The organism is Acetomicrobium hydrogeniformans ATCC BAA-1850, assembly GCF_000160455.2.
Classification (GTDB): domain Bacteria; phylum Synergistota; class Synergistia; order Synergistales; family Acetomicrobiaceae; genus Acetomicrobium; species Acetomicrobium thermoterrenum.
On the sequence record NZ_ACJX03000001.1, the window covers coordinates 1,553,915 to 1,577,887 of the forward strand.

General features: G+C 50.4%; 27 protein-coding genes. 24 read left to right on the top strand and 3 right to left on the bottom strand.

Features of this window, described 5'->3' with window-relative positions; genetic code table 11:
• Positions 1-9: 9 nt before the first annotated feature.
• From trmB to coaD, 3 genes are read left to right on the top strand one after another with little or no spacing between them, the layout of a single operon-like run.
• A complete protein-coding gene (gene trmB, locus HMPREF1705_RS07725) occupies positions 10-948 on the top strand; it encodes a tRNA (guanosine(46)-N7)-methyltransferase TrmB (RefSeq protein WP_009201361.1) in 939 nt (312 codons plus the stop codon).
• Positions 945-1,436 (top strand): RsmD family RNA methyltransferase, encoded by a 492-nt coding sequence (locus HMPREF1705_RS07730; RefSeq protein ID WP_009201360.1) that lies wholly within the window; start codon positions 945-947, stop codon positions 1,434-1,436. Before trmB ends, HMPREF1705_RS07730 begins: the two co-directional genes overlap by 4 nt.
• A complete protein-coding gene (gene coaD, locus HMPREF1705_RS07735; protein ID WP_009201359.1) occupies positions 1,436-1,927 on the top strand; it encodes a pantetheine-phosphate adenylyltransferase in 492 nt (163 codons plus the stop codon). The genes HMPREF1705_RS07730 and coaD overlap by 1 nt, the downstream gene beginning before the upstream one ends.
• On the opposite strand, the gene HMPREF1705_RS07740 is transcribed toward coaD, so the two are convergent.
• Positions 1,920-3,128 carry a tRNA(Met) cytidine acetate ligase gene (locus HMPREF1705_RS07740; protein WP_009201358.1) on the bottom strand — a complete coding sequence of 403 codons (1,209 nt, stop codon included), beginning with the start codon at positions 3,126-3,128 and terminating at the stop codon, positions 1,920-1,922. The two genes, coaD and HMPREF1705_RS07740, sit on opposite strands and share 8 nt — an antisense overlap.
• A 49-nt stretch (positions 3,129-3,177) precedes the next feature.
• Here HMPREF1705_RS07740 and HMPREF1705_RS07745 point away from each other — a divergent pair, with 49 nt between their 5' ends.
• The 19 genes from HMPREF1705_RS07745 (at position 3,178) to HMPREF1705_RS07835 (ending at position 19,168) form a co-directional block, all read left to right on the top strand.
• On the top strand, positions 3,178-4,383 hold the full coding sequence (locus tag HMPREF1705_RS07745) for an acetate/propionate family kinase (protein ID WP_040348112.1): 1,206 nt from the start codon (positions 3,178-3,180) through the stop codon (positions 4,381-4,383).
• A gap of 46 nt (positions 4,384-4,429) precedes the next feature.
• Positions 4,430-5,056, top strand: a complete 627-nt coding sequence (locus tag HMPREF1705_RS07750; RefSeq protein WP_057940856.1) for a YceD family protein — start codon at positions 4,430-4,432, stop codon at positions 5,054-5,056.
• Positions 5,013-5,210 carry a 50S ribosomal protein L32 gene (rpmF, locus tag HMPREF1705_RS07755; protein ID WP_040348110.1) on the top strand — a complete coding sequence of 66 codons (198 nt, stop codon included), beginning with the start codon at positions 5,013-5,015 and terminating at the stop codon, positions 5,208-5,210. Before HMPREF1705_RS07750 ends, rpmF begins: the two co-directional genes overlap by 44 nt.
• A gap of 146 nt (positions 5,211-5,356) precedes the next feature.
• Positions 5,357-5,923 carry a transcription factor FapR gene (fapR, locus tag HMPREF1705_RS07760; RefSeq protein ID WP_009201355.1) on the top strand — a complete coding sequence of 189 codons (567 nt, stop codon included), beginning with the start codon at positions 5,357-5,359 and terminating at the stop codon, positions 5,921-5,923.
• Positions 5,924-5,979: 56 nt separating this feature from the next.
• Positions 5,980-6,981: a phosphate acyltransferase PlsX gene (gene plsX, locus HMPREF1705_RS07765; protein ID WP_040348108.1), complete on the top strand. Its 1,002-nt coding sequence runs from the start codon at positions 5,980-5,982 to the stop codon at positions 6,979-6,981.
• Between the two features lies 1 nt (position 6,982).
• Positions 6,983-7,981 carry a beta-ketoacyl-ACP synthase III gene (locus tag HMPREF1705_RS07770; RefSeq protein WP_040348106.1) on the top strand — a complete coding sequence of 333 codons (999 nt, stop codon included), beginning with the start codon at positions 6,983-6,985 and terminating at the stop codon, positions 7,979-7,981.
• 11 nt (positions 7,982-7,992) lie between these two features.
• On the top strand, positions 7,993-8,940 hold the full coding sequence (gene fabK / locus HMPREF1705_RS07775; RefSeq protein WP_057940857.1) for an enoyl-[acyl-carrier-protein] reductase FabK: 948 nt from the start codon (positions 7,993-7,995) through the stop codon (positions 8,938-8,940).
• A gap of 23 nt (positions 8,941-8,963) precedes the next feature.
• Positions 8,964-9,917: an ACP S-malonyltransferase gene (gene fabD, locus HMPREF1705_RS07780; protein ID WP_009201351.1), complete on the top strand. Its 954-nt coding sequence runs from the start codon at positions 8,964-8,966 to the stop codon at positions 9,915-9,917.
• A complete protein-coding gene (gene fabG, locus HMPREF1705_RS07785) occupies positions 9,914-10,660 on the top strand; it encodes a 3-oxoacyl-[acyl-carrier-protein] reductase (protein ID WP_057940858.1) in 747 nt (248 codons plus the stop codon). Before fabD ends, fabG begins: the two co-directional genes overlap by 4 nt.
• A 24-nt stretch (positions 10,661-10,684) precedes the next feature.
• Positions 10,685-10,936, top strand: a complete 252-nt coding sequence (gene acpP / locus HMPREF1705_RS07790; RefSeq protein WP_009201349.1) for an acyl carrier protein — start codon at positions 10,685-10,687, stop codon at positions 10,934-10,936.
• Between the two features lie 66 nt (positions 10,937-11,002).
• The gene (gene fabF / locus HMPREF1705_RS07795) at positions 11,003-12,241 is read left to right on the top strand and encodes a beta-ketoacyl-ACP synthase II (protein WP_057940859.1); all 1,239 of its coding nucleotides are present in this window, start codon (positions 11,003-11,005) and stop codon (positions 12,239-12,241) included.
• Between the two features lie 303 nt (positions 12,242-12,544).
• Positions 12,545-13,084 (top strand): bifunctional pyr operon transcriptional regulator/uracil phosphoribosyltransferase PyrR, encoded by a 540-nt coding sequence (pyrR, locus tag HMPREF1705_RS07800; RefSeq protein ID WP_057940860.1) that lies wholly within the window; start codon positions 12,545-12,547, stop codon positions 13,082-13,084.
• A gap of 12 nt (positions 13,085-13,096) precedes the next feature.
• On the top strand, positions 13,097-14,026 hold the full coding sequence (locus HMPREF1705_RS07805; protein ID WP_057940861.1) for an aspartate carbamoyltransferase catalytic subunit: 930 nt from the start codon (positions 13,097-13,099) through the stop codon (positions 14,024-14,026).
• The gene (locus HMPREF1705_RS07810; protein ID WP_057940862.1) at positions 14,023-15,336 is read left to right on the top strand and encodes a dihydroorotase; all 1,314 of its coding nucleotides are present in this window, start codon (positions 14,023-14,025) and stop codon (positions 15,334-15,336) included. The genes HMPREF1705_RS07805 and HMPREF1705_RS07810 overlap by 4 nt, the downstream gene beginning before the upstream one ends.
• Positions 15,326-16,105: an iron-sulfur cluster-binding protein gene (locus HMPREF1705_RS07815; protein WP_057940863.1), complete on the top strand. Its 780-nt coding sequence runs from the start codon at positions 15,326-15,328 to the stop codon at positions 16,103-16,105. Before HMPREF1705_RS07810 ends, HMPREF1705_RS07815 begins: the two co-directional genes overlap by 11 nt.
• Entirely contained in the window at positions 16,092-17,042 is a 951-nt protein-coding gene (locus HMPREF1705_RS07820) for a dihydroorotate dehydrogenase (protein ID WP_057940864.1), read from the top strand. Before HMPREF1705_RS07815 ends, HMPREF1705_RS07820 begins: the two co-directional genes overlap by 14 nt.
• On the top strand, positions 17,039-17,725 hold the full coding sequence (gene pyrF / locus HMPREF1705_RS07825) for an orotidine-5'-phosphate decarboxylase (RefSeq protein WP_009201342.1): 687 nt from the start codon (positions 17,039-17,041) through the stop codon (positions 17,723-17,725). Before HMPREF1705_RS07820 ends, pyrF begins: the two co-directional genes overlap by 4 nt.
• The gene (pyrE, locus tag HMPREF1705_RS07830) at positions 17,722-18,309 is read left to right on the top strand and encodes an orotate phosphoribosyltransferase (protein ID WP_009201341.1); all 588 of its coding nucleotides are present in this window, start codon (positions 17,722-17,724) and stop codon (positions 18,307-18,309) included. Before pyrF ends, pyrE begins: the two co-directional genes overlap by 4 nt.
• A 4-nt stretch (positions 18,310-18,313) precedes the next feature.
• The gene (locus HMPREF1705_RS07835) at positions 18,314-19,168 is read left to right on the top strand and encodes a hypothetical protein (protein ID WP_057940865.1); all 855 of its coding nucleotides are present in this window, start codon (positions 18,314-18,316) and stop codon (positions 19,166-19,168) included.
• Here HMPREF1705_RS07835 and selD read toward each other — a convergent pair.
• Both selD and HMPREF1705_RS07845 read right to left on the bottom strand, forming a co-directional pair.
• Positions 19,165-20,202, bottom strand: coding sequence for a selenide, water dikinase SelD (gene selD / locus HMPREF1705_RS07840; protein WP_111089594.1), 1,038 nt, complete (start codon positions 20,200-20,202; stop codon positions 19,165-19,167). The two genes, HMPREF1705_RS07835 and selD, sit on opposite strands and share 4 nt — an antisense overlap.
• Before the next feature lie 4 nt (positions 20,203-20,206).
• On the bottom strand, positions 20,207-20,980 hold the full coding sequence (locus HMPREF1705_RS07845; protein ID WP_057940867.1) for a biotin--[acetyl-CoA-carboxylase] ligase: 774 nt from the start codon (positions 20,978-20,980) through the stop codon (positions 20,207-20,209).
• Positions 20,981-21,075: 95 nt separating this feature from the next.
• Between HMPREF1705_RS07845 and prfB the strand changes: the two genes are divergently transcribed.
• Together prfB and HMPREF1705_RS07855 are read left to right on the top strand one after the other, a co-directional pair.
• Positions 21,076-22,195 (top strand): peptide chain release factor 2 gene (prfB, locus tag HMPREF1705_RS07850; protein WP_111089595.1). Its coding sequence is split into 2 segments (ribosomal slippage): positions 21,076-21,147 and positions 21,149-22,195, totalling 1,119 coding nucleotides; the frame shifts between segments, so codons are not numbered across the junction.
• Between the two features lie 5 nt (positions 22,196-22,200).
• On the top strand, positions 22,201-23,958 hold the full coding sequence (locus HMPREF1705_RS07855; RefSeq protein WP_057940868.1) for a SpoIVB peptidase S55 domain-containing protein: 1,758 nt from the start codon (positions 22,201-22,203) through the stop codon (positions 23,956-23,958).
• Positions 23,959-23,973 lie beyond the last annotated feature (15 nt).

Genomic DNA, 23,973 nt, shown 5'->3' on the forward strand with positions numbered 1-23,973 from the left:
GCTGTTTGTATGTCTTGGACTTTGGACAAGGTCATACTTTCTCCCGACTCCGCGCGCCTTTTTCGTAGAGAAGAGCTTCCGCGACGGGGAGCCCTTTTCGCTGAGATAGGTTTTGGCAACGGCGATTTTTTGGTAAATTTAGCGTCAGCCCGGAGGGATGCTCTTTGCGTCGGGATAGAGGTTTCGCTTACATCTCTTCTTAAGGCAGCGAGAAAGGTGCTTAGAGGAGGAATTGATAACGTCAAACTGCTCAATGGTGACGGCAGCTTCTTGCTTAGGGAATTCTTCCTGCCCGAAACGGTAGAGGGAGTTTTCGTAAACTTTCCCTGTCCCTGGCCGAAGAAAAGGCATTCCAAGAGGCGGTTGATCAATTCTCTTTTCGCAGATAATCTCGCGGGAGCCCTCAAAATAGGGGGTTTCTTTGAGCTGGCAAGCGACGAAAAGTGGTTCGTGGATGAGGCAAGGGGCTGTCTTCTTGAAAATGGAGCCCTGGAAGTCGAGGAAATCCAACATCACTTAGGCGGACCGATAGGGACCAAATACGAACAAAAGTGGATATCCTTAGGCAAATCGATTTACAGACTTAGGGCAACTAAAGTAAGTTTCTTCAGGACAACTTCGATCGTCGATTGGGAGGAAGTTACATTGGACATTAATAAGGAAATGCCCAAGGGGTGGCGGATGGGCAAACTGGGTTTCATGACGAATAAAACAGGGGGAGACGATCGATTTAAATGGACTTTCAAGGACGCTTTCTTCGGCGACGACGAAACGGGCCTTTTGCAGGTTATAACAGCGGATGACGGATTTCAGCAGAAGTTTTACGTCAGAGTCATACCCCGCGAAAATTCCGTCTTGATAAAGCTCGATGATGCCTCTACCGTTTACAGGACGCCTGCCGTCAAGGAGTCCTTTAAAGCCCTCGCCGAGGAGATCGGAAAACTTTGAGAAAGACCACCGGAAAAGTCTTGCAAGCTCTCTTTAATTCCCTGGGCGATATGCGGGGGAAGGCTTTTTTGGACCTTTTTTCGGGAAGCGGACAGGTTGCCGACGAGGCTTGGAGGAGGGGTGCAAGGCCCGTCATAGCTGTGGAAGCGGATCGCAGGCTCTGCAGTGTCTTAAGGGCAATTGCGGAGGGCAAAGAGGAATTTAAAATTTTTTGCCTCGACGTTAGAAGAGCCTTGCCCAACCTGATAAAGAAAGAATACAGCTTCACCGTCGTATTCGCCGATCCTCCTTACGGGCAGGGTTGGGTAGCGGAATTGCTGTCCCTTTTTCTCAAGTACGGCGACCTCTTGGGGCGCGATTCTTTGCTCGTGATCGAACGGTCGAAGAGGGAGGAAATGCCCTCTCCCTTAGAAGGTTGGGAGATGTCCAGGGAAAGGAACTATGGCGATACCGTGTTGTCCTTTTTGAAGAAAAAGGAGGATTTATAGTGCTCAAGGCCGTTTATCCCGGCTCTTTCGATCCTATAACTAACGGGCACCTCTACGTGGCGGAAAGGGCTGCAGCCCTTTTTGACGAATTGGTTTTGGCCATATTGGTGAACCCCCAAAAGAAGTCCACCTTCACGGTGGAGGAAAGGAAGACCATGGCTCGTGAGGCTTTAAGCCACGTATCCAACGTGAGGGTCAAAAGTTTCGAGGGCCTTTTGGTGGATTTCATGAGGCAGGAACGCTGCAGGGTGATTATCAGAGGGTTGAGGGCGCTCTCCGATTTCGAGTACGAATTCCAGATGGCCCTTATGAACAGGGAGCTGGCGCCTGAGATCGAGACCATATTTATCGTCACGGACGCTCAATATTCCTATCTTTCCAGCAGTGCCGTGAAGGAGGTCTTTCAGTTCGGCGGATCGGTCCAGGGTATGGTTCCGCCCGGCGTTTACAGGAGGCTGAGAGAGAGGTTTCCGCCCAAGGACCTCATATGATAACGGGCTTTTGGACGATCTCCCTTCTCCTTTGAGGAAAGGTGCAAAGCATTTCCCAAATTTCCGTGGCCCTGTATTCGAAGTTCGTTATCGTTTCGCCGTAGGCGGAGGGGATATGCCTTGGTTTGTCTATAACGGGAAGTTTTGCCCTGTCTTTCATCTTCTTTAAAAGGTGTCTTCCTCTGTCGTCGAAACCCAGGACTCGAATATAGGGAACGGACAGTCTTTGGACCGCCACATTCGTCCAGTGGTCGTAGGAAAGGAGGATGTGGATTAAATGCCGTTGCACCCGAGCTTTGGGGTATCTTTTTGTGGCGACCTTTTCCACAAGCTCCTCCAAGTTTGAGGATCTTTTCGCGGCTTCGATAATTCTGTTTTCGATTCCCTCCCTTATCTCGGCCGTATGGGATATTTCATCTTTAGAGGACCTGAGACAGGATGATACTATCATCCTGAAGAGAAGATCGTCTTCAACGGCACATCTTCCTCTTTCGAAGGCACTTTTTAAGATTGAAAAAGTGCTTTCCGGGACCTGGGCGATTATCCCGTCGAGGCCCTTCGATTTGACCGCCTTTCTTATTGCCGTAGCGCTTGCGAGGTCGGACAGTGCCTCGTCGAGATATCTTCTTCCGATTCTTTTTACGGGAAGCGGCGTCAGAGCGTAGCCTTTTTGCGCGATCCTCATCATGTAGCCTATGGCCAGAATGTTGTTGGATTGGGACAGAAGTTCGCCGGAGCCTGGTATCATGTCCTCCATGGCGAGGGAGCGGGCCTCGACGAAGGAATTTCCGCAGTTAAGATATTGTCTCAATTTTTTCTTGAAAGATGGCGGTTCCTCGATTAATATATCGATGACGCTTTTAAGTGAATGGAAAGACGTTTCCTCCATTCCGAAGGATATATGGGTTACCAGACCCGTGGAAGCAAGCAGGTCCACACCGGCAGAGCAGAAGACGCCGGCGTTGTGGCAGGAAAAGGCGGAGGGCAATTCTAATATCAGGTTTGCTCCTTGCAACAGAGCCATTTTTGCGCGTTCCCATTTATCGACCATCGAGGGTTCTCCCCTCTGGACGAAATTGGAAGAAAGGGACACGACGACGTCGCTCGCCCCCGTTATCTCGAGGGCTTTGCCTATGTGATATAGGTGTCCGTTGTGAAAGGGGTTGTATTCGGCTACTATTCCCAAAACTTTTTCTTTCATCGAATCGACCTCTTCTAAATTATAAATTATTTGAGGGGGGTTCTGTAAATTGAAAATTCTGGTTCTAAACTGCGGTAGTTCTTCTTTGAAATATCAGTTGTTCGACATGCCTCAGGAGAAGGTGGCTGCCAAGGGTTTGGTCGAAAGGATCGGCATCGAAGGCTCCAGGATAAAACACACCAAGACGGATTCGGACACGACGGTAAAGGATGCAAATATACCCAATCACAAAGTCGCACTCAAGTATGTTGTGGACCTTCTTTTGGATGGCGATGCAGGGGTAATGAAAAGCCTGAGCGAGCTTGGCGCTGCAGGACATCGTGTCGTCCACGGGGGAGAAAAGTTCGCCTCTTCAGTGGTCATAGACGATGATGTAATTCAAGCCATAGACGAATGCGTCCCCCTTGCTCCGCTGCACAACCCGGCAAACCTGACCGGGATAAAGGCGATGAAGGAGCTTCTTCCCGATCTTCCGCAAGTCGCCGTTTTCGATACGGCCTTTCATCAGACGATGCCCCAAAAGGCCTACATGTACGGCCTACCCTACAGATATTATACGACTTATAAGGGTCGCCGATATGGGTTTCACGGAACGAGCCATTATTACGTTGCCCACAGGACGGCAGAGCTCATGGGAAAACCAATTGAAGAATTGAAGATCGTCACCTGCCATCTGGGGAACGGAAGCTCCATTACTGCGGTGAATGGAGGAGTATCCGTGGACACCTCTTTAGGCTTTGGGACTGTTCCCGGCATCATAATGGGCACCAGGAGCGGCGATGTGGATCCCACTCTTCTTTTGCATATAATGGAACAAGAAGGGATGAGCCCGGCCGAAATGAGCCACGTCCTTCATAAGGAAAGCGGATTTTGGGGGTTGAGCGGTATAAGCAGCGACCTTCGCGATATAGAAGAAGCCATGGAAAAGGGGAATGAAAGGGCCACTTTGGTAATGGAAATGCTGGTCTATGGCATAGCGAAATTCGTAGGAGCCTACGCTGCAGCGATGAAGGGGTTGGATGCCGTTGCTTTTACTGCAGGCATAGGCGAAAACAGCCCCATCGTCAGGGAAAAAGTGTGCGAATACCTGAGCTTTCTAGGTCTTAGATTCGACAGGGCCAAAAATGAAGCATTGATCAGAGGTAAGGAGGGTTATATCAGCATAAAGGATTCGCCCGTGAAGGCTCTCGTGGTGCCAACCAACGAGGAGCTCGTCATCGCAAGGGATACCTTTGAGCTGATCGACAACAGGTAAAGCAATATCTTTTGGGGATCTCCAATCCCCGGGAGGAAGGATATTTTTGAAGGATAAATTGGATTTGCATTGGTTTTTAAATCTCGAGGACATAAAGAAGGGAGAAATTTTCAGCACGTCGGTATCGTTCGATGAAGCCGACAGCGCTATCAGTTACTGGGGACAGGAATACCTATTAAAATTTCCCCTGACCTTCGATGTGCAGGCTCATTGGGCAAACGAGGAATTGAGGGTTGACCTGGAAACGGCCTTCAGGGTAGAGGTTCCCTGCGCCAGATGTCTTAAACCCGTATTATTGGATATTTCCGAAGGATATGAATACATATACACCCTTAGAAAACCAAGCTCCGAACCCGACCACGAACTGACCGAGGAAGAAATGTCAATGGTGCATATTAAATTTTGGCCTACGCATCTTGACTTGAGCCCCCAGTTATGGGAGAGTATTATCCTGTCTTTGCCCTCTGTCGCTCTTTGCGATCCCGATTGCAGGGGGCTCTGTCCTCATTGCGGCAAAGATTTGAATGTCGATTCCTGTGACTGTGCTTTCCGTGAGGTTGATCCTCGCCTGGAAGCGTTGAAGAAGGCAAAGATTTCGCTAAGCGGTCTCGAAAGGAGGAAAGAAAGAGATGGCCATCCCCAAAAGAAAGGTTTCTCACGCAAAAACGGCTAAAAGATACGCCCAATGGATTAAGAGTCTAAAGGGACCCGAGCTGACTATCTGTCCCCATTGCTCTGAAGTCGTGATGACTTATAGGGCTTGTCCTGAATGCGGATACTATAGAGGGCGTTCTGTAGGAAAGCTAGCCAAAAAAGAAGAAGAGTAGAAATCGATCGTCTAAAATACAGGGGAAAGGAGCCTTTCCCCTGTATTTTTTATTAAAGGACAGTCTTGACCGACGCAAAGGATTGTTTTATAGTACCTTTAACATCAGTTATTAAGACCAGATATTAAGTTTCGGAGGTCGATTTCGTGTCAACATCGGGCGACAGGAAGCGTCGGCACCAGAGGATTTTGAAGCTTTTAAGGGAAAACCCCTTACTTACTGACGAGGCTTTGGCCAATGCCCTGGGCGTTTCTTTGAGCACTGTCAGGCTGGACAGGGCGCTTCTGGGGATCCCGGAGTTCAGGGAGAGAATGAGAAAAATGGCCGAAGAGGCGACAAGCAGGTTGAGATCCCTGAGGTACGACGAAGTGGTGGGGGAATTGGTGGAGCTTCAGCCTAACAAACTGGCCCTGTCGGTACTTCAGACCACCGGAGATATGGCCTTTCGCGATACCGACCTGGTAGCCGATCACCATATTTATGCTCAGGCGACCTCTCTGGCGATCGCGGTAGTGGAGGCCGATTACGTGATAACCGCTTCGGCTCACATAAGATACAAGGTTCCAGCTCGTGTCGGCGATATGCTGGTGGCGAGGGCCAAGGTGGGGACCCACAAGCAGAATAAATACATAGTCAGCGTCAGAACGAAGGTCGAGGGCAAAGAAATTTTCATTGGCAGGTTCATCGTTGCAGCTCTTGAAAACTACCCCTAAAAAAGGGTAAAACATAAAAACAAGTGTAGAGAGTTCGACCGATAGGGGTGAGTGTTTTGATCTTAGCGTTAGATGCTATGGGAGGAGATCATGCTCCCGGTGAAGTGTGTAAGGGAGCGTTGGCAGCCTGCTCGAAATATCCCGACCTCGAAGTGGTGTTGGTGGGAGACGGCAGCCAAATAGAAATGTCGATACAGGGCGCGGAGCCTTTTGTAACGAAAAGGATTCATATCGTTCATACCGATGAGTTCATTACCATGGACGAATCCCCAACAGTAGCTTTTAGAAAGAAAAAAAAGGCCAGCATTAGGATGGTAATGGATATGGTGAAAAGCGGCGATGCTCAGGGGTGCATATCGGCGGGCAATACGGGAGCTGTCGTGGCCGGGGGCGTGTTAATTTTGGGCAGAATTGAGGGCATAGACAGGCCCGGCTTGGGAGTTCCCATACCATTGCCCAACAGGATTACCCTTCTCATAGATGTTGGGGCAACAGTTCGCTGTAAGCCCATTAACCTTTATCAGTTCGCCATCATGGGGGAGATCTACATGAAGAATACCTTGGGTGTCAAATCCCCTGTCGTCGCTTTGCTCTCCAATGGCGAAGAGGAGATAAAAGGCGATGAGGTCGTCTGCGAAGCCAGGAACATGTTGGCCGGAGGCAACATGGAGTTTATGGGATATGTCGAAGGCAAGGACATACCCTTGGGAGTGGCCGATGTGGTTGTTTGCGACGGCTTTACGGGAAACGCGTTGTTGAAGTTCATCGAAGGCGTGGGCGAAGCGTTGTATAAGTTGTTAAAAGAAGAGATGGAACAACGGGTTCTCCCTAAAGTCGGATTTCTTTTTTTATTGCCCATGCTCAAGGAGATTTGGGGGCGTTTCGACTACGAAAAATATGGCGGGACCCCCCTGCTCGGCGTTAACGGAGTGGTCATAAAGGCTCACGGACGGTCGAAAGCGAGGGCCATTGACAACGCATTGAAGGTCGCCAGTGATTTTGCAAATCATCGAGGCGTTGATTTGATTAGAGACGGCTTGGATCGAGGGGGGATGTAGTGTGGCTGTTTTTAACGGAAGGCCGGTATCCCTATTGGGTAGCGGCATGTACGTTCCCGAGAAGGTCTTGACAAATAAAGACCTCGAGAAAATTGTTGATACTAACGATGAATGGATCAGGACGCGTACAGGCATCGTTGAGAGGAGGGTCGCATCCGACGATCAAGTTACTAGCGATTTGGCTTACCTGGCGGCCCTCGAGGCCTTGAGGTCATGTTCTCTTAGCCCTAAAGATTTAGATATGGTTATCGTGGCGACAAATACGCCCGACACCATATTTCCTTCTGTGGCTGCCAAGGTTCAGGGGAGGTTAGCCGCCACAAAAGCGGGAGCAAGCGACATACAATCCGGTTGCACCAGCAGCGTTTACGCCCTAACTTATGCAGCTGCAGGTATTGCTTCGTTTCTCTGGGAGAGAGTGCTGGTGATAGGGGCCGAAGTTTTGACGAGGCTGCTCAATTGGGAGGACAGGTCTACCTGCGTTTTATTTGGTGATGGCGCCGGAGCTGTTGTTTTGGGAGTTAGCCCTGACGACAAAAACAGGGTGATATCGGCTTCCCTAAGAAGCGATGGCACGAAAAGCGACCTGATCATTTTGCCCGGAGGTTTGGTGGAATGCCCCGCCTCGGTGGAGATGATAGAGAAAAAATTACATACGATTCATATGAAGGGCAACGATGTGTTCAAGTTCGTGAACAAGGAATTACCGCCCTTTTTGTCGGAGTTTTGCGATGAATCGGGATTAGCTCTTGACGATGTGGACTGGTGGATATTTCATCAAGCAAACTACCGGATCGTGGAAAGCGTACTGAGGCGCCTCGACGTTTCCATGGATAAAGCTATACTGAACGTGGATAAGTATGGGAACACCTCCTCAGCCTCCGTTTTTCTGGCCTTCCATGAGGCCAAGGCTGAGGGAAAGGTGAAGAGGGGAGACAAGGTAGTCATGGTGAGCTTCGGGTCGGGGATGACTTACGGGGCCACATTGATAGAGGTATGAGGTGGATGAGGATGTTTAAAAAGACGAGAATTCAAGAGTTGCTTGGATTGGAGTACCCCATCTTTCAGGGCGGTATGGCCTGGGTCGCCAATGCCGATCTGGCCGCCGCAGTGAGCAACGGAGGAGGGCTCGGCGTCATAGCTGCGGGGAACATGCCTCCGGAATTGTTGGACAGGGAGATAAAGAGGGCAAAAAGCATGACCGACAGGCCCTTTGCCGTTAACATAATGCTCATGTCTCCCACGGCAGAGGCCGCAATCGAGGTGGTCGCCGAAAATCGCGTCCCCGTGGTGACCACAGGCGCAGGTAGCCCCGGGAAGGTGATAGAAAGGCTGAAACCCTTGGGCACCATAATAATTCCGGTGATAGCTTCTGTAGCTCATGCGAAGAGGGTGGAAAAGCAGGGAGCCGATGCTGTGGTTGCCGAAGGAACCGAGGCCGGAGGTCATATAGGCGAGCTAACGACAATGGTCCTCGTGCCTCAGGTAGCAGATGCCGTTAGCATTCCCGTCGTTGCCGCTGGCGGCATAGCTGACGGACGCGGCGTCGTTGCGGCCTTTGCTCTTGGGGCCGAGGGCGTGCAGGTAGGGACGCGTTTCGTCTGTGCCGTCGAAAGTCCTGCCCATGAGGCCTACAAGCGCATGATCATCGAGGCCACTGACAGGTCTACCGTCGTTACAGGACGCACGACGGGCCATCCCGTAAGGTGTATTAAGAACAAATTGACGAGAAGATTTGAGGAAATGGAAGCAGCAGGAGTCAGCCTGGAAGAGCTGGAGGCGCTTGGAGCGGGAAAGCTCAGGGCAGCCGTGACAGATGGCGACGTGGAGTGGGGGTCGGTGATGGCCGGCCAATCCGCCGGTCTAGTCAAAAAGGTTCAGCCCGCTGCAGAGATTATCAAAGAGCTTTTCAGCGACGCTGAAAGGATCCTTCGAGGCCTAGAAAATCGTTTAGAGTAAAAGCGGAAGAGAGGTGAAATCCCTTGGCATATGCGTTCGTTTTTCCGGGCCAAGGTGTCCAGGAAGTGGGCATGGGAAGGGAGTTTTACGACGAATTTACCGTCTCCAGGGAGATGTTCTTGCGAGCCGACGAAGCCCTTGGCTTTCCTCTTAGCAGGGTCATATTTGAGGGTCCCGAAGAGGAATTGACCAAGACCGAGTTCGCCCAGCCGGCTATTCTAACCGTCTCTATTGCCGCCTTCGAAGCGCTGAAGTCCATGCGGAAAGAGTTGGATCCCTCCTTCGTTGCCGGTCACAGTTTAGGGGAGTATACGTCCCTGGTCGCTTCGGGCGCCTTGAAACTTGAGGATGGAGTGAGGCTCGTCAATATTCGCGGCAAGCTCATGCAACAGGTCGTTCCCCTCGGCGTCGGTGCCATGGCTGCCATCATAGGATTGGACAAGGAAACGGTCGAAGAAATATGCAGCCTCGCCTCGACGGCCGAATCTTTTTGTGAGCCCGCAAACTACAATTCGCCGCAACAGATCGTCCTCTCCGGACATGCCGAAGCGGTAAATCGCGCTATAGAACTGGCCAAGGAGAGAAAGGCAAAAAGGGCTGTTCCGTTAAAGGTAAGCGCCCCTTTCCACTCCTCATTGATGCGCCCAGTTGCTGAGGGGTTGAGCGAGGCCTTTAAAAGTTGCGAATGGAGAAGGCCCAAGTGGCCTGTAGTGGCAAACGTAAACGCCAAACCTCTTGAAAGCGTGGAAGAAATACAGAAGGCCCTGCTCCTTCAAAGCTATAGTCCCGTGTTATGGACCCAGTCGGTGGAGTTCATGAGGGGGGCGGGAGCAGATTCCTTCCTGGAGGTCGGCCCCGGCGGAGTGTTGACGGGCTTGATCAAAAAAATCGCTAAAGACGTCAAGGTTTACTCCCTCGATAGCCCGGAAAAATTAAAGGGAGCCCTTGATTTTTTGGGGGGTGCTCAAGTAGAATGACTTCGGTTTGTAAGGTGGTCTTAATAACAGGTGCCAGCAGGGGTATAGGAAGGGCTATTGCACTGAAGATGGGAAGTCTGGGCTATGTCGTTGCATTAAACTGCAGATCCTCGGCAGAACAGGCCGAGGAGGTAGCATCTGAGATAAGAAAGATGAATTCCGAGGCGAGAGTTTTCCTCGCCGACGTAGGGGATGCCAAAAGCGTCAAAGGGATGTTTGAGGCCATCAAAAGGGATCTGGGACCTGTCTCCATCCTGGTCAACAATGCCGGAGTCGTAAGGGACAACATTTTGCTTCGCATGAAGGACGAAGAATGGGATGATGTGTTAAGGGCAGATCTTACCTCTGCTTTCTACTGTACGAGGGAAGCTCTGCGGGATATGGCGAAGGCGAGATGGGGAAGGATAGTATACGTGAGTTCTGTAGTGGGCCTGATGGGAAACGCAGGTCAGTCCAATTACGCTGCAGCCAAGGCCGGGTTGGTGGGTTTTGCCAAAAGCGTCGCCAGGGAGTACGGCCCCAGAGCAGTAACGGCAAACGTGGTAGCGCCGGGGTTCATAGAGACGGATATGACTCAAAAGCTGGGAGACCAATATAGAGAGCAGTTTTTGAGCCGTGTGCCCCTCGGTCGTGCCGGCAGACCTGAGGATGTGGCGAACTTGGTGGCCTTTTTGGTCTCCGACGATGCCGAATACATCACCGGACAGGTGATAGCTGTAGATGGCGGAATGGTCATGTATTAGTAATTTGGAAGGAGGTGAATAAAGATGAGATTGGAAGAAATCCAGGAAAAACTCAAACAAATAGTAATGGACAGATTAGATGTCGATGAGGATCAGATCACGATGGAGGCCTCCTTCGTGGAGGATTTGGGTGCCGATTCGCTCGATATCGTTGAACTCATCATGGGCATCGAAGAGGAGTTCGATATCGAGATCCCCGACGAGGACGCAGAAAAGCTTACTACCGTCGGAGGAGCATTGGAGTACATTAAGACCAAACTTGGTGTAGAAGAGTAAAGGCATAGGGCTCTTGCAGGTCATCCCGCAAGAGCCTCTACACCACCAATCGAAGGAGTGAACAACTTGAGAAGAGTGGTGATAACTGGGGTTGGCGTCGTAAGTCCCATCGGAAACGGTAAAGATGAATTCTGGAAAGCCCTTGAGGAGGGCAAAAACGGCGTGGGATATATCACGCTTTTCGACGCCTCCGATTATCCTGTAAGAATAGCTGCCGAAGTGAAGGATTTTGATCCGGGACAGTGGCTTGAAAAAAAAGAAGCCAGAAAAACTGACAGGGTCATACATTTTGCCGTCGCGGCTTCGGATATGGCAATCAAAGACAGCGCTTTGGATTTGAGCATGGAGGATCCGACGAGGGTTGGAGTCTACTTGGGGAGCGGCGAAGGCGGTATAGGGACGAGCTTTCAAAACATCAAGGCCTTGGTAGAGAAAGGCCCGAACAAGATTAGCCCCTTTTTCATTCCCATGATGATAAGCAATATGCCCGCTGCTTACGTGGCAATAAGATGCAACGCCAAGGGTCCAAGCCTATGTGCGGTAACAGCCTGCGCCACTGCGACGCATACCATAGGTGAGGCCATATACGCCATTAGAAGGGGAGAAGCAGACGTAATCCTTGCAGGAGGTGCGGAAGCGGCCATTACTCCCGTCGGGGTAGCGGGTTTTGCCGCCATGAAGGCGCTTTCTTCCAGGAACGACGACCCCGAGCACGCATCGCGTCCCTTCGATGTCGACCGAGACGGATTCGTTTTGGGCGAAGGTGCGGGAGTGCTTGTCCTGGAGGAGCTTGAACACGCCAAAAAGAGGAACGCCAGGATATACGGAGAACTTGTAGGTTACGGAAATACCACCGACGCCTATCATATTACCGCTCCGGATCCCAATGGAGCAGGAGCAGTCAGGGCCATGAAGATGGCTATAGCCATGGCGGGTTGGGATCCTGCGGAGGTTGAGCTTATAAATGCCCACGGCACGTCCACGCCTTTAAACGATACGATGGAGGCCAAGGCGATAAGAGCCCTCTTCGGGGAGCACACAGACGATATTTTGGTCCATTCCACAAAATCAATGGTGGGACATGGCTTGGGTGCGGCTGGTGTCCTCGAGTTAATCGCTCTACTGATGGCCCTGGAAAAAGGCGTCGTCCATCCAACCATCAACCTTGAAAAAATTGACGAAGAATGCCCCATCAATGTCGTGGGAAAATCTCCAGTATATAAGAAGATCAGCCGAGCTTTGTCGAACAATTTCGGCTTCGGGGGGCATAATGCTGTTTTGGCAATACAAAGTTATGAAGGTTAAAGTACTGAGCTCTCTTTTTCGTTGTCGGACGATCAAGAAGGGAAGATCCGCTCATGTGCCGAATGTTAAGCATGTGGTCTTCCCTTTTTATTTTTATGTAACTTTTATGCAACCGGTTGCATAAAAGTTTGCCCTCTGATATACTCTCTCCTAAAGGAGATATCTTTTGCGGGGAGGTAAATTATTGTGAAACAAATACTTGATAATAAAGGCAGAGCCCAACGAAGGGGTTGTCTTAAAAAGTTTCGAGAGCTTCCATGAGGTCTTTTTCATGGAAGCTCTTTTTTTAGGGAGGTGGCGAGAGTGAAAGTCAAGGCTGTAGTGATGGACGAGAAGGAAATGGATCTTACGATAAGAAGGATGGCCCATGAAGTTTTGGAGAAACTTGGCGGCACTGACGAAGCAGTCCTGGTGGGGATCCAAAGAAGAGGGGTATATCTTTCCCACAGGATCAGGGATGTCATTAAATCCTCGGGTTATAAGGAACTTCCCTGCGGACAGCTGGATATAACCTTTTACAGGGATGATCTTTCGTTAATGGCCGATCATCCGATGGTGCACAGCACGACCATGCCCGTGGACATAACGGGCAAGGATATAGTGCTGGTTGACGATGTTCTTTTCACGGGAAGGACGGTGAGAGCTGCCCTTGATGCCTTGATGGATATGGGAAGACCGAGGAAGGTTTTGCTGGCCGTTTTAGTGGACCGTGGGCACAGAGAGCTTCCCATTCATCCCGATGTGGTAGGAAGGGTTGTTCCCACTTCAAGGGATGAAGTCGTAGAAGTTTACGTCAGGGAGCTCGACGACAAGGACGGCATAGTCATAGCGGAGAAGGAGTAGGGGGGTGGTTTTATGCCTTGGAAACACAGCCATCTGGTAGACGTAGACGTCTTTAGCGAAGACGACTTTTACGTCGTCTTGGAAGAGGCTTGTAAGATGGAAGAGGTCATGGAAAGGCCATTAAAAAAGGTCCCCGCTTTGAGGGGAAAGGTCGTTGCCAACTTATTTTTCGAGCCATCCACGCGAACCAGGACGTCTTTTGAGCTTGCGGAAAAATTCTTGAGCGCCGACGTGATAAACTGGTCCGCCTCGGGATCAAGCGTATCAAAGGGGGAGAGCCTTCAGGATACTGCCAAGACGATCAAAGCAATGGGAGTGGATGCCGTTGTCGTTAGAAACAGGGAAGTCGGGACGCCGGAATATCTGATAAACAAGCTATTGGGAACGTGCATCATCAACGCAGGCGACGGAGCGAGGGCTCACCCCACTCAGGCTTTGCTCGATCTTTATTCCGCCTGGAGACATTTTGGAGATTTGAAGGGTCGCAAAATGGCGATAATTGGCGACATACTGCACAGCAGGGTAGCAAGGAGTGACATCCACGCCTTCTCGAAAATGGGAGTTCATGTGGTGGTTTCAGGCCCAAGGTCCTTGATCCCTCTTCACGTTTTCGATCTCGCCGAATACGAACCGGATCCCAAAAAGGCCGTAGAAGGCGCCGATATTGTATATGCCTTGAGGATTCAGCGCGAAAGGCAGGAGGAGGGTCTCTTTCCCAGCATCGATGAATATCACAATCGATGGGGCGTGAAGACAGAACTTCTGCGTTATGCCGAAAGAAATGCAATAGTGATGCATCCCGGCCCCATGAACAGAGGTGTCGAAATAGAAAGTTCTGTGGCTGACGGAAGCAGAAGTTTAGTGTTAGATCAGGTGAGAAGCGGTGTGGCCGTCAGGATGGCTCTACTTTTCCTGTATTTAGCCGGAGGTGCGGGCAGATGATTTGGTTGCGTAAAGTGTTCCTCTATGATGGAAGTAGTTTGAGAGATGGCAAATGGGATCTTCTCCTTGAGAAGGGCAGTGTGACGAAGTTGGTTCCTTCAGAAAGCAACAGCTTGCAAGAAGAGGATGTATTTTACGATCTTGAAGGCCTCGTGGCTTGTCCCGGTTTCGTCGATCTCCATGCCCATTTGAGGGATCCGGGCCAGACTTGGAGAGAGGATATCTATAGCGGTTCTCTTGCTGCCGCGGCAGGAGGTTTTACCCATGTGGTTGCCATGCCTAACACCACTCCGGCAGTGGACGAACCTTCGATCGTCCGTTACGTTGCAGAAAAGGGGAGGGTTGCCGGGGGAGCAAGGGTGCTTCCGTCGGGTGCCGTGACGGTGAAAAGAGAGGGCAGGCGGATCACCGAGATGTTAGCAATGAAAGAAGAGGGGGCGGTGCTTTTTACCGACGACGGCTCTCCGGTGATTTCGGCTAAGGCCATGCGAATAGCCCTTTTATACCTCAAGGATGTAGGGGTGCCCCTCATGGAACATCCAGAAGAGTTAAGTCTTTCCGAAGGGGGGCAAATTAATGAAGGCAGAGTGAGTGCCCTTTGCGGTCTTAAGGGGATACCGCGAAGCTCCGAGATAATAGGAGCAGAAAGAGCGATAAGGCTGTGCGAGGAGACCTCCGGTCGTCTTCATCTGACCCACATAAGCACCAAAGAGGCTTTGGAGGCCATAAGGCGGGCCAAGGAACGGGGATTGTCAATTACGTGCGATGTGACACCTCACCACCTTCTCTTTGACGAAGAGATGATATTGCATTCTGCTTTTTCCTCTTCCCTTAAGGTCAATCCTCCGTTGAGGAGCGGGGAGGATGTGGAGGCGCTTTGGCGTGGCCTGGAGGATGGGACGATCGATGCCATAGCAACCGATCACGCCCCCTATCACGTAGACGAAAAGGATGTTGTCTTTGAGGCTGCACCCTTTGGGATAGCTTCCCTTGAGTGCGCCGTGGCTGCAGTCATCGATAGATGGGATAGAAGGGGCAGGCCCTTTCCAAAGGAAAGGCTCTTCGAGCTTTTTTCGACGGGACCGGGAAGGGTAATCGGACTTGAGAGAAAACTGAAGCTCGGCTCGAAGGCCGACTTGACGATAATTGATTTGAACCTTGAAGGGAAAGTCGATGTGGCAAACTGGAAAAGCAAGGCGAGGATAACGCCATACGACGGCTTTACCTTTAAGGGATGGCCGGTATTGACCATCCTGGAAGGTAAAATAGTTTATAATCGTCTAAAAGAAGAGGTATGTCATGCATTGTAGCCGCGGACTGGAACTGGAAGGTTTTTTGATCGACAAGGCCTTTTTGGGCGGAGGCGTATATTTGTTGAGATTTGAGACGAAAGAACTTCTTCCCGAAATTTTGCCGGGACAATTTTTTATGCTAGGACCTCATCGATGGAAAAGCGACCCCTTTTTGCTCAGGCCCTTTGCCGTGGTCGATTGGTCGGAAAATGACGTCGAATTTTTGGTGAAGGTTGTGGGCAGAGGTACGAAAGATATCGTCTCTTGCGAAAGAGGCACCCCCTTTCGCCTTCGGGGACCCCTTGGAAACGGTGTCTTTACTGCCACAAGGGGAAGGTCTTTGGCGTTGGTCGCAGGAGGGATAGGAGTGGCGCCTTTGCTGTGCGCCTGGAAATTCCACTCCGATGTTGTAAGCAGCTTCGTCTTTGGCGTTTCAAACAGGGATTGGGCAGGCGTGGCAGATTGGGCAAGCAGTAAAGTCTCCGGTCTGACCGTGGCCTCCGACGACGGATCACTGGGTTATAAGGGAACTGCCCCGGACGTTTTAAAAAAAGAAGGGGATTTCATCGATGAGATATGGGCCTGTGGTCCTGTTCCCATGCTTAAGGCGGTATACGGGACATTTGGGGGAAAGTCTCTTATCATGGCGTCGCTTGAGTCGAGGATGGGTTGCGGCATCGGCGGGTGCCATTCCTGTGCAGTGAAAACGCAAAGGGGCATGCTTAAAGTGTGCCATGACGGCCCTGTTTTCGATCTTTCGGAGGTATTTTTGGATGAGCTTATCTGACGTCTCGAAAAGATTACCCGATTTGAGCGTTTCCGTAGGCGGATTGACCCTTCCCTCCCCTTTGATAATAGCGTCGGGCCTTTGGCCTCATGATGCTTCCTTCTGGCAGGAGCCCTATAGTGAAGGCGTTGGAGCAATCTGCAGCAAAGGGTTGACCCGTCGCCCCAGGGCAGGCAACAGTGGCATCAGAATATGGGAAACTCCATCCGGAGTACTTAACAGCATAGGGCTTCAAAACAGGGGGGTAGAGGTCTTTATAAAAGAAGAGTTGCCCCATCTTTCAAAAAGCGGGATTCCCGTAATCGTCAACCTGGCCGTGGAGTCCCTTGAAGAGACGACAGAGAGCCTGGTCTTGCTCAAATCCGTAGAGAAGGACATAGCGGCCGTGGAATTAAACGTTTCCTGCCCTAACGTCGATTGCGGCGGTATGGCATGGGGAATGAGTGCGGAAGGTGTCTCGAGCGTTCTTATGGCGGCAAGAAAAGTTTGGGAAGGAAAGCTTTGGATTAAGCTCACGCCTCAGGCCTTCGATTTGCCGGCCGTCGGAAGGGCTGCCGAGGGTGGCGGTGCTGATGCCTTGGTGGTATCCAATACTTGGCTTGGAATGGCCATCGACGTGGAAGCCAAAAAGCCCGTATTCGACAGGATATTTGCGGGCCTGTCCGGCCCCGCCGTATTTCCTCTTGCATTGCGATGTCTTTACGAAGTGGCAGGGTCGGTCTCCATACCTGTGATAGGTTGTGGAGGCGTTTGCAGCGACGAAGATGTGTTGGCCATGCTTCTTGCCGGGGCTGCCGCCGTAGAGATTGGCAGCATGCTGATGCATGACCTGAAATGCATATCTAATATCCATGAAAGTTTGACTAAAAGGATGGCCCTTTGGGGCGTCGGTTCCGTGGCGGATATAATAGGAAAGGGAAGAGGTGATCACTTTTGAGCGAAATAGTACTGGCTTTGGACGTAAAGGACCTGACTTCTGCAGAAAAAATCCTGGAGATGCTTGGGCCCGATTTAAAATACGTAAAAATAGGGCCGCGGCTTTTTTGTCAGGGAGGTAGAGAGTTCATACTTTCTGTTGGGAAGAACTGGAAAGTATTTTTGGACATTAAGTTGCACGATATACCCAACACAGTCAAGGATGCCGTTTCAGCCATAGCCGAAATGGGAATCTTTGGGCTTACCCTCCACGTCGCCGGAGGAAAGCGGATGTTGTGTGAGGCGGTGAAGGGGCGGAACGAAGCGAACCCCGATATGAAATTATTTGGCGTTACGGTCCTGACCAGCATTAACGAAGAAGAGTGGAAAGCCGTCTCTCCGGGATGCGGCATCGAAGATGCGATCGAAATGAGGACCAAACTGGCCGACGAGGCCGGTATAGACGGTGTCGTCTGCTCTCCTAGGGATTTGGAATCGATAAAGAAAGTTTCAGACAAGCTTCTTACTTTGGTGCCCGGCGTTAGGCCTGAGGGTACTTCGAAAGACGATCAGGCCAGGATTATGACTCCCGGTCAAGCCAAGAAGAAGGGGGCCGACTTTATAGTGATAGGCAGGCCAATCCTCCTGGCTTCGGACCCCCTAGAGGCGCTTACTGCAATCAAAGGGGAGGTGGCGTGTTCGTGAGTGGCGTAAATGACGGAGATCTCCTGGAAAAGATGCTTGCCGACAGCGGTGCTTTGCTGGAAGGCCATTTCCTTCTGTCCTCCGGCCTTCATAGCTGTAACTATTTACAATGCGCTTTGCTTTTGCGGTTTCCGCACTATGCAGCTTACGTCGGCGAAAGGTTGGCGAACTTAATAAGACCCAGCGCCCCCGATATCATAGCCAGCCCCGCGCTGGGGGGCATAATAATAGGCCATGAGGTGGCCAGGGCCTTAGATGTCCCCTTTATATTCTGCGAGAGAGAAGAGGGTAAGATGAGGTTGCGTCGGTTTCCCGCACCCGAGGGGATGAGATTTGCCGTCATAGAGGATGTGGTGACGACGGGAGGATCGATAAAGGAAGTTGGAGAAGCATTAGAATCACTTGGCGGTAAATGGGTTGCCTCGGGGTGTATAGTGGACAGAAGCACGGAAAACACAGGTCTTAAAGGGGAGCTGTTTAGCCTTGCCAAGAAGGTCTTTCCCGTCTATAAACCGGAGGAATGTCCACTTTGTAAAAAAGGGCTTCCCCTAGTGAAGCCCGGCAGCAAAAAACAAAGGATATAAAATAATGAGCTACGAAAAGGGCGGTCTTTTTGCGATGGCTGTATTTGTGAAAAAAACATTTCTTGTCCTCTTTCTTCTTGTCCTGGTTTTTTATCCCTCGGGGGCCATGGCGGTCGAGGGTAAGATTGCCACGGTTGTGGTAACACCTCCCGAAGTTGCTGTCCTTGTCAGATTTGTAGGAGGTCCGGTAGTAGAGGTGCACTCGCTTTTCGACTGGGCCGAAGACGGCTCCCTGACCAGGCGCCTGAGGAGTTGGCCGAAAGATGCTTACCTGATTGCCTTGACGCCGGGAGAGAGGGGGATACCGAGGGGCGAAAAAAGGGTGAAGTACATGTACGACTTTTTGCCCTACGATAGAGATGTCTTCGATAAATATTTCTTCGACCCGGCCACCATTTCTTTTATGTCAAGTCGTATATTGGTTTTGCTCACTGAGATAGAGCCGTCCATGTACGACTACTTTCAAAGACGTTTGGCGGAATTTCAAAGCAGGTTGGACAGCGTGATCGGGGTGGGGAGGGAAATAATGAACGGCCTTTTCATCCTCGATTTATCAGGAAGAATGGAGTTTTTACTGAAAGCCTCTGGTGCCGAAACGTTGAGACCGCCCGTAAATTGTTTTGATGATTGGAGAAGGGGCGAAGGTATCGTTGAACTGGAAAAATATATAGAATACGCAAAAGCAAGAGGAGGCCTCGTCGTGGCCGACGTATGGTCTCCTCCCTTGATAAGAGAAACCCTTTCAAGTTTATCATGCGCCATCCTATTGCCGACGCCAAAGGTCGATGAGATGTGGACCACCTATTTGCACGATATCTACCTCACCATTTGGAACCGATTTAAAGCGGTTTATGGCTAATTTATCTTTACTTTTCCCTTTCCCTCCGTCACTTCTCCTATTACGTTGCTTCCCACAAAGCCCTTCTTCCTTGCGACGTCAAGTATGACATCCTCGACGTCGGGGTCGACGGCCAAAAGGAGGCCTCCCGAAGTCTGGGGATCGAACAGCGCGTCTTCTAAGTTTTCGTCAAGAGATTCCAACCCTGTAACCTTGCCAGTACTTTTATAGCAGTCTTTATTACGGTAGGCTCCTGCCGGGACGAGCCCCATCGATATTTTCTCGGTCACCCCTGCCAAAAGGGGAACCCTTTTGGCTTCAATTCTTATATCAATGTTTTCGTCTAACATGTTCAAAAGATGACCGATGAGGCCGAAACCTGTTACATCGGTACAGGCATGGACCTTGCGGCGCACCTCTTGGGGCAGGTACAAAGGCAGATCGTTTAAACTCATCATTTGAGATATCATGACTTCTTCCTCTTCTTTGCTGAGCAAATCGGCCTTCAGGGCCGTAGAAAAAACGCCGGTGCCCAGCGGTTTAGTGAGAATGATCTTATCCTTCGGTCTCGCCCCGGTAGTGCGCCATATTTCGTTCAGGGCCACTTCGCCGTAAACTACGAGGCCATATTTCGGTTCATCGTCCTCAACGGTATGTCCTCCGGCCATTATGGCACCGGCCTTCGTCGCCCTTTCCATGCCGCCCTCCAGGATGGCGGAAAGGGTATCCAGCGGCAGGCAATTTATGGGAAAACCGACGACGTTTAAAGCCAGAAGAGGTCTTCCTCCCATGGCGAACACATCGCTTAGCGAGTTGGCAGCAGCTATCTGCCCCCAGGTATAGGGATCGTCCACGACGGGTGTAATTATGTCTACCGTCAGCACGGCAGCCCTTTCGTCGGAGAGGATCCACAGGGTAGCATCTTCTCCCCCCTTCCAGGAGGAAAGAAGCCTGGGATGTTCTTGTACCGTAAAGTTATCGAGCAATTTATTCAGGTCCGCCGGACCAAGTTTTGCGGCTCAGCCACTCGTCCTTGCCAGTTCGGTCAAGCGCATCGGATCACCTTCTTCTTAAATGGATTACATCGCCTGTAGTAAGCGTAAGAATTTCTTTCGTCGTGGCGACCAAAAGTGCACCCTCGCCGGTAATATCAAGAGCACGTCCGCTCACCTTTCCCTTGTCCAGATAAACGATCACTTGAGAGTTCAAGGTCAGGCAATGTTTTTTGTAATCGGCTATTGTCTTACTTCGCCCCTCCTGTGTCACAAGCCTTGATATTCGGTCCAAGACTTCGGTGCATGCTGTAGCTAAAAGGACTTCAAGATCGACCTCGCGATTCACGATATTTTTAACAGCAATTGCTTCCCTCGATATCCCTTCGGGCAAGCCCGAAAGATCTGTGTTGACGTTTATCCCAATGCCTACAATGGCGTGATCGATTTCTTGGCCGCGGCTTGCGACCTCGCTTAATATACCACATAGTTTTTTTCCCTGATATAGTATGTCGTTTGGCCACTTTAGCTCGCAGGTTATGTCGTATAATTTCTGCATCACATCTTTTATGGCTACCCCTGCGGCCAGACTTATCAGTTGGGGAGAGGGCAAGTTCCCTAATTTTTTGGAAAAAAGGGAAAAGTACAAACCCCCCTTCGGAGAGTGCCAGCTCCTTTCTCTCCTTCCCCTTCCTGCAGCCTGTTCTACTGCCCAAACGACGAAGAGGTCTAGTCCTTCTTTATCGTAAAGCTCCCTTGCTTTAGTTTGAGTCGATTGAAGGACGTCGAATTTGAAGATGGGCAGTTTAGGTCTTTCGTTGCTAATACGGCTTTCTTCCATGGGCTATGTCTCTCCTGCTATTAAAATCTCCGTCAATGATATAATAAATTTTACCTTGAGGGAAAAAAACTAAAAGACTATATGGAGGTATGCATATGGAATTAAAGCCGATTTCAACGGTTTTGGAGGAACTGCGCTCATCTTTGGATGAGTTGCGGGAAAGTCTTTGACGTCGATACACTGGAAAGCGAGATAAAAGCTCTCATCGACAAAACTTCCTCTCCTGATTTTTGGAATTCCTCCGATGCTCAGAAAGTTACCCAAAAATTGTCCCACCTTCAAGATTTGTTGGGCCAGTGGCAAAAGATGAAGGCGGAATGGGAAGAACTGGAAGTTTTGACCGAACTGCTTAATGAGACCGAAGATGAAGAGTTGATAGGTGAGTTTTACGATAAGGCATCTCGCTTGAGAAAAGAGATAAATTCCATGGAAATGGAGCTTCTTTTGGACGAGGAGTATGATGAATCGAACGCCATCTTGACCGTTCACGCAGGGGCCGGCGGTTTGGACGCCCAGGATTGGGCAGAAATGCTTTTGAGGATGTATTTGCGGTGGGCCGAAAGGCATAACTACGAAACTAAGGTAATCGATATACTCCCCGACGAGGAGGCCGGAATTAAATATGCTACTATCTTGATTAAGGGTATTTGTTCCTATGGCTATCTGAAGGCCGAAAAGGGCATTCACAGGTTGGTCAGAATATCGCCCTTCGATTCGTCGAAGCGGAGGCACACCAGTTTTGCTTCCATTGAGGTTATTCCCGAATTGCCTGACGATGCCGATATCGAGATAAGGCCGGAAGAGATAAGAATGGAGACCTTTAGGGCAAGCGGAGCTGGCGGCCAGTACGTCAACATGACCGATTCGGCTGTCAGGTTGATACATATCCCGACGGGTATAGTTGTGACCTGTCAGAACGAAAGATCCCAACACATGAACAGACAGGTTGCGATGCAGCTTCTCAAGGCAAAGCTGTACGAAAGGCGCCAACAGGAAAAGCAGAAAATGCTCGATGATCTCCACGGAGAGAAGAAGGAAATCGGATGGGGCAGTCAAATAAGGTCTTATGTATTACACCCCTACACGATGGTTAAGGACCATCGTACGGGCTATACGTCCTATAGCGTCGATGCTGTGCTGGACGGAGACATCGACGATTTTGTAATAGCTTACCTGAGGATGCGCAAAGATACCATCAAGGCTAAGGGGGCTTAATAATTATGGATTTTAATGGGCTGTTTAAGAGCTTAGGCAGGAGGAGATTTTACCTCGCCTTTGTTTTGTCGTCGTTTCTGGTCTTTGGGCACGCTTTTTTTAACGGTTCGGTTTTTGCCGCGGCTTTCGTCCCAAAGGTTCCCGTCTTTCCTCTGAGCGAGCTTAAACCGGGAATGCAAGGAGAGGTCGTCACGGTAGTGAAGGGTCTGGAGCGGGTTTCCTTTCCTGCCGAAGTGGTGAGCATAATCCCCAGCCAAAACGAGCCAAAAAGCCTAATCTTGATCAGGGCAAAGGGGCCTTTGGTGGAAAAAATCGGCGGAATAGCTGCCGGAATGAGCGGAAGCCCCTTCTTCATAGGGGGAAAGCTCGTTGGAGCAATCGGATATGGATGGGAATTCAGCGATCACAACCTCGGCCTGGTGACGCCAATCGAAGAGATGACCAAGGCCTTAGAAAGATCCTCCGGGGCAGAGGGCGTAGTAAAACATGGATTTTATGAAGGCAAAAATGCCCCCATGATAGCATCGGGAGTAAGCAGAAGGGGGGCAGAGAGGATATCCGACGATTTAAAGGGTAGAGCGGAGGTTTTGCCCTTCGATCTGCCGCAGGGAGGAATTTCCGTGGATTACAATGCAAAGCTTAATCCTGGTGATTCCGTAGGGGTTTTGCTGGCCTGGGGCGATGTCACCGTTGGTGCCACAGGAACCCTGACGGCATTGGACGACAAAGGTAATTTTTTGGCCTTCGCACACCCTTTTTTAAATCGCGGCGATGTTTCCTTTCCCCTTACACGGTCATGGGTGCACGAGGTGATTCCCAGCATAAGAAGCCCCTTTAAACTGGGAAGCCCCCTTTCCATAGTTGGTGTAGTGAGCCAGGACAGACCACAGGCTATTGCGGGAAGGGTAGGGAGTTTTCCCTATGGCGTGGAAGTTTCGGTGAAGTTTACTGATGAATCTGGAAAAAGCACCTCCAAGCGATTCCAGGTAGTAAATGACCCCTTTTTGATGAACAGGGTACTACCCGGCGCTTTGCTCGGGCTTCTGGATGATCTTTGGGGAAGGGTAGGCGAGGGAACGGGTTACGTTTCCGTGAAAATAGAGGGTAAGGGCTTCACGGAAGGATTCTCGAGAAAAAATGTTTACTTTTCAGATAATGATATAATAGGACAAATTGTAAACCAGGAAATTATGAGATTAGTTTCCTCTCTTTCGCTGAATAGGTTCAAGGAGATTGAACCGCTTGGTATACACGTTGAGCTCCAGGTCACCAGGAAACCGGAGATCGTATATATTGAAAAGTTGGAGATTCCCAACAAAGATGAGGTCAAGAAAGGGCAAGATTTGGATGTTCACGTGACTTTAAGAAATTTTCGCGGCGAACCCGAGGTGAAGAAGCTGAAACTAAAGGTTCCGGAAAAGGCTACAGGATTGTGCGAGGTCGTCGTTAGAGGCGGCGGAATTGCGGAACCATCGCAGGTCTCATTGATGTCCGGCTGGAGAGCCATAACTTCCTTCGATGAGCTTTTAAGCGAGATCAAAGCCGAGGAGTCCAATAATCAGGTGATCGTGGAGTTGCTTTACGGCTTTCTTCTCGAGGAGGAAGAGGAAGGGGGCATGCCCCTGGACGAAAATTACGAATTGGTTTCGGAGATGAAAAAACGTAGAATGGAGGAGGGCACCCTCAGAGTTTTCGACACGAACTATTATGTGGAGGGGCTCTTGAGGCGCACAGTAACTATTCAGAATATTGAGGGTAATTAAAACTTTAGTGACGAG

Coding starts and splice junctions, on each gene's coding strand:
- trmB (WP_009201361.1), top strand. CDS start 10: ATGTCTTGGACTTTGGACAAGGTCATACTTTCTCCCGACTCCGCGCGC.
- HMPREF1705_RS07740 (WP_009201358.1), bottom strand. CDS start 3,128: ATGAAAGAAAAAGTTTTGGGAATAGTAGCCGAATACAACCCCTTTCAC.
- rpmF (WP_040348110.1), top strand. CDS start 5,013: ATGGCCATCCCCAAAAGAAAGGTTTCTCACGCAAAAACGGCTAAAAGA.
- fabK (WP_057940857.1), top strand. CDS start 7,993: ATGTTTAAAAAGACGAGAATTCAAGAGTTGCTTGGATTGGAGTACCCC.
- fabG (WP_057940858.1), top strand. CDS start 9,914: ATGACTTCGGTTTGTAAGGTGGTCTTAATAACAGGTGCCAGCAGGGGT.
- acpP (WP_009201349.1), top strand. CDS start 10,685: ATGAGATTGGAAGAAATCCAGGAAAAACTCAAACAAATAGTAATGGAC.
- HMPREF1705_RS07805 (WP_057940861.1), top strand. CDS start 13,097: ATGCCTTGGAAACACAGCCATCTGGTAGACGTAGACGTCTTTAGCGAA.
- HMPREF1705_RS07810 (WP_057940862.1), top strand. CDS start 14,023: ATGATTTGGTTGCGTAAAGTGTTCCTCTATGATGGAAGTAGTTTGAGA.
- HMPREF1705_RS07815 (WP_057940863.1), top strand. CDS start 15,326: ATGCATTGTAGCCGCGGACTGGAACTGGAAGGTTTTTTGATCGACAAG.
- HMPREF1705_RS07820 (WP_057940864.1), top strand. CDS start 16,092: ATGAGCTTATCTGACGTCTCGAAAAGATTACCCGATTTGAGCGTTTCC.
- HMPREF1705_RS07835 (WP_057940865.1), top strand. CDS start 18,314: ATGAGCTACGAAAAGGGCGGTCTTTTTGCGATGGCTGTATTTGTGAAA.
- HMPREF1705_RS07845 (WP_057940867.1), bottom strand. CDS start 20,980: ATGGAAGAAAGCCGTATTAGCAACGAAAGACCTAAACTGCCCATCTTC.
- HMPREF1705_RS07855 (WP_057940868.1), top strand. CDS start 22,201: ATGGATTTTAATGGGCTGTTTAAGAGCTTAGGCAGGAGGAGATTTTAC.